Below are 4,488 nucleotides of genomic sequence, written 5' to 3' on the forward strand. Positions count from 1 at the left end.
CTCCTGGGGCCGCCCCCGTCCCGGACGGACGGGGGCGGCGCCGGGAGCAGGTGGGTCGAGGGGTCAGGTGCGTGCCGTGGACGTCCCCGTTCTCGCGACCAGGACCAGCGCCGTCACCAGGTAGGGCACCGCGAACACCGCGAAGACGGTGCTGTGGGCGTGGTGCGCGCCGAGCAGTGCGTATCCCGCGAAGACGGCGACGGTGGCCAGTTCGGTGCCCATACTCGCGACCGAGGTGAGGGTGGCCCGACGCTCCCCCTCGATACGGTCCTGGAGCCGGGCGTCGACGAGCACGTTGACCAGCTGGAAGCCGCCGAACGCGACACCCACGAGGGCGACACCGGCGGGGGTAGCCGTCAGGGCGCCCCCGGCGAGGGCGAGCGCCGAGACGGCGAGGACCACCCCCAGCCCGGCCGTGCCGAGGCGTTCGCCCACGCCGGTCAGCAGACTGCCGACCGTGGGGCCGGCCCAGATGAGCAGCAGCAGGTACGGCACCGTCTGCTGGGCCACACCGGTGTCGCGGACCAGCAGCGGGGTGTACTCGTCGAGGGCGCCCCAGACCGCGCCGACCGCGGGGACGAGGAGCAGGGCTCCGCGCGCGGAACGGCTGCGGCGGACCTCGGCGAGCCCGGTCCGCAGGGTCGTGAGGGTGGAGGCGCGGTCAGCGCCGCCGACGGCCGTCGGGCGATGCTCGGGGAACCGGGTCGCCAGCGCCGAGGTCAGTACGCAGACCAGGACGCTCGCCGCGCCGACGGCCGGGTAGCCGCCGAGGTCGAGCACCGGCCCGGCCAGCCCGATCGCCGCCATCACGGCGATCATCCCGGCCGCCTGGGCCCGGCCGATCACGCGCGCGTACCGGTCGGCGGCGCCGAGCCGGTCCAGTTCGTCGTAGACCAGCGCCTCCAGGGCACCGGAGCCGAGCGCTCCGCGCACCCCCCACAGCACGAAGCCGAGGGCGAACGCCCCGTACGACGGCACGATCACCCACAGGGCGAAGCCGGCGGCGGTGAGCAGCGGGCCGAGCCACAGCAGCAGCCGTCGGGAGACGGCGTCGGCCCAGGCTCCGGAGGGGACCTCCAGCAGGATCCCGGTGATCGACCACAGGGCGAACAGCGAGGAGACCTGCCAGAGGGACAGGCCGGTGTCGCTGAACAGCAGCGCGTACACCGGGTAGAGCAGCACGAAGTCGTCGAGGAACGCGTAGCCGTACAGCGTGGCCGTCAGTCGGCGGACACCGGTGGTCCGGAGGTCCGCGGCGCGGGGCGCACGCGCAGGTGAGATTGTCATGGGGCCTTCCCGCAGGGGCGATTCGGACGTCGGGGGTACGGCGTCCGAGGCGGCCCTCGGGAGGCACGGCTGGTGGATCAATGTCGCCAGGTCATGGCACCGATGCTAGCCGGGCCGTCCCGCCCGGCCCAGGGGATTTCCGCCGTCACCGGGCGGCGGCCGCGTCCAGCGCGAACGTCGTGACGACCGCCGCGTGGTCCGACGGCCAGTCGTTGTCCTCGACGTCCGGCCAGGTGCGGGGGGTGCCGCGGACGTAGGTGCGGGAGTCGAGCACGGCCAGGCCCCGGTGCAGGACGAAGTCGATGCGGTCCTGCGGCTCCGGGCGGCCGCTGCCGTCCTCGTGCTCGACGTGGATCGGCGACCAGGTGTGGCCGGGGTCCCGCACGGGGTCGGGGTGGGCCTCGCGGTAGGAGTCGCGCAGGCCGGCCGCCTCGGCGGCCCTGGTCACCGGCCAGTCGACCTCCGGCCGGTCGAGGTGCGAGGGGCTGTTGAAGTCGCCCACCAGGACGACCGGCACGGTGCCGTCGAGCTGCCGCAGGCAGTCCCTCAGCTGGCCGAGGCGCACCTCCTCGTGGGCGATCAGCTCGTCGGAGCCCAGCCCGTCGAAGGCGGCCTCGTAGGGCCCGTACGGCTTGTAGTCGAGGTGGACCGTCCACACGTCGACCTCGGTGCCGGTGCCGGTCCTGACGCGGACGCCCGCCGCCCCGTAGAAGCCGACGTCCGGGTCGCCGAGGCGGGCCGTGATCGGGTGGCGGCTGATGACGCCGAGGTTGTCGCCGGCCCGGTGGTGGTGCCAGCCGAGCGCCTCGGCGAGTTCCTCGGCGGCGGTGCCGTACGTCTCCTGGAGGCCCACCACGTCGGCCCCGGTCTCGGCGATCACCGCGAGCTGTTTGGCGCGGTGGTCGCGGACCTTGGTGCCGCCGTGCCAGAGGTTCCAGGTCATCACGCGCAGGGTGGGGCCGTCGGGGGCGACCAGCCGGCGCAGGCTCGCCGGGGTCACGTCCTCCAGGCTCTCCCGTACGGTCCGGCCGGGCGCCTCGTCGATCGGCGCGAGCGAGGGCACCGCGAGGACCACGCAGCCCGCCGCCTCGGCCGAGGCGACACCGGTCTCGGTGTCCTCGACGGCGACACAGGCGGCCGGGTCGACGCCGAGGGCGCGGCAGGCGGCGAGATAGGGGTCGGGGGCGGGCTTGGTGTGCTCGGTGTCGTCGGCGGTGACGGAGACGGCGAACAGTTCACGGCCGAGGACGTCGAGGACGGTGTCGGCGACGGCGCGCGGCGACGCGGTGACCAGGGCGGTGGGGACGCCCTCGCGGGCCAGGGCCCGCAGCAGCTCCAGGGCGCCCGGCCGGGGCACGATCCCGGTGCGGACCCGGTCGGCGAACTCCCGGTGGAGCGCGACGGCCAGTTCGCCGAGCGGCGCGTCGGTGATCCCGGCGAGCCAGGCGGCGGTGTGCTCGACCGGGCGGCCGAGGACGTCCGGCTGGTCGGCGCCGGTCAGCGCGCGTCCGAGGCCGGCGGCCACCTCTTCCACCGCCTCCCACCAGAGCCGCTCGGTGTCGACGAGCGTGCCGTCCATGTCGAACAGGGCGGCCTGCAACGGGGGTCGGGACAAGGGCTTCTCTTTCCGTGGCAGTGTCGGGACGGTGCCCGGCCGCGGGAGCCGGGCGGGGTCAGCGGATGGCACGCGGGCGGGGCGGGCGGCGCTTGCGGTGGCAGCGCGCCCCAAGGCTCGGTGGCAGCGCGCGGCCCGCAAGGCTCGATGGCGGCGCGTGGCCCCCAGACTCGATGGCAGCGCGCGGCCCGCGGCGTGGGGTGGTCAGCGCGTGGCACGCGGGGCGACCAGCACCGGTCGCTCCGGGAGGCTCACGGTCACGGCCGTTCCCGCGCCGAGGGTCGCCGCCTCGTGGGTGGGCAGGTCGGCCTTGACCTCGGTGCCGTCGGCGAGCCGTACGGTGAGGCGGGTGGCGGCGCCGAGGAACGCGGAGGCGACCACGCGGGCGTCCCCGGTCTCCTCGGGCCGTACCCCGACCGCCTCCGGGCGCACGAGGACGTCCACCTCGTCGCCGGCCGGCGCCGTCCCGTCCACGGGCAGCCGCCGCCCGAGCACCTCGACCGTCGTGCCGTCCAGCCGTCCGGGGATCCGGCTCATCGTGCCGACGAACTCGGCGACGAAGGCGGTGGCCGGACGCCCGTACAGCTCGACGGGTGCCGCGCACTGTTCGAGCCGCCCGGCGTGCATCACGGCGACCCGGTCGGCCATGGACAGGGCCTCCTCCTGGTCGTGGGTCACGAACAGGGTGGTGATGCCCAGCTCCTGCTGGAGCCGGCGGATCTCCTCGCGGAGGGTGAGCCGCACCTTGGCGTCGAGGGCGGACAGGGGTTCGTCGAGCAGCAGGACGCGGGGCCGCAGGGCGAGCGCCCGGGCGAGGGCGACGCGCTGCTGCTGGCCGCCGGAGAGTTGGTGCGGGTACCGGTCGCCCTTGTCGGCGAGGCCCACGAGGTCGAGCAACTCGGCCGCCCTGGAGCGTCGTTCCGGCGTGCGCACCTTGCGCATGCGCAGCCCGAACGCGACGTTGTCGAGGGCGCTGAGGTGCGGGAAGAGGCTGTACGACTGGAAGACCATGCCGGCATCGCGCCGGTGGGCCGGGACGCGGGTGACGTCCTCCCCGTCGACGAGCACCTCGCCGGCGTCGGGGTGTTCGAAGCCGGCGAGCATCCGCAGCGCGGTGGTCTTGCCGCAGCCGGAGGGGCCGAGCAGGGCGAGCAGTTCGCCGGGCCGGACGGTCAGGTCCAGTCCGTCGAGGGCGACGGTCGTCCCGAACTCGCGGCGCAGTCCCCGGAACTCGACGGTGGCGGCGGTGTCGGTGGTATCGGTGGCGGTGGTCTCAAGGACGGTCATGGTTCATCCCCGTGAGGCGGAAGCGGTTGGGGTGCGTCCGCCGAAGGAGGCGAGCGCGAGGAGCATGGCCCAGGTGACGAGCAGGCTGAGCACCGAGACGGCGACGGAGAGCTGGGCCTGCGAGCCGCTGACGTTGACGATCCACACGGCGAACGGCCGGAAGCCCAGCAGTTGGGCGACGGTGAACTCGCCGAGCACCAGGGCCAGGGTGAGGAACGCGGAGTTGAGCAGGGCCCCGCGCAGATTGGGCAGCACGGCCCGCACCAGCGCCTGCGGCCAGTTCGCCCCGCAGCTGCGGG

At 74.8% G+C, this 4,488-nt stretch carries 3 protein-coding genes and 1 pseudogene; all 4 read right to left on the reverse strand.

Annotated elements, in window-relative coordinates:
* Nucleotides 1-63: 63 nt before the first annotated feature.
* Nucleotides 64-1,287: an MFS transporter gene (locus tag AOK23_RS38265; protein ID WP_055717076.1), complete on the reverse strand. Its 1,224-nt coding sequence runs from the start codon at nucleotides 1,285-1,287 to the stop codon at nucleotides 64-66.
* Nucleotides 1,288-1,432: 145 nt separating this feature from the next.
* Nucleotides 1,433-2,902, reverse strand: coding sequence for an HAD-IA family hydrolase (locus AOK23_RS38270; protein WP_055717077.1), 1,470 nt, complete (start codon nucleotides 2,900-2,902; stop codon nucleotides 1,433-1,435).
* Nucleotides 2,903-3,106: 204 nt separating this feature from the next.
* On the reverse strand, nucleotides 3,107-4,189 hold the full coding sequence (locus tag AOK23_RS38275; protein WP_055717078.1) for an ABC transporter ATP-binding protein: 1,083 nt from the start codon (nucleotides 4,187-4,189) through the stop codon (nucleotides 3,107-3,109).
* A gap of 3 nt (nucleotides 4,190-4,192) precedes the next feature.
* A pseudogene (locus AOK23_RS38280) lies at nucleotides 4,193-4,488 on the reverse strand (ABC transporter permease); the annotation flags it as partial.

It is taken from the genome of Streptomyces torulosus (assembly GCF_001419765.1).
In the GTDB taxonomy this organism is placed as follows: domain Bacteria; phylum Actinomycetota; class Actinomycetes; order Streptomycetales; family Streptomycetaceae; genus Streptomyces; species Streptomyces torulosus.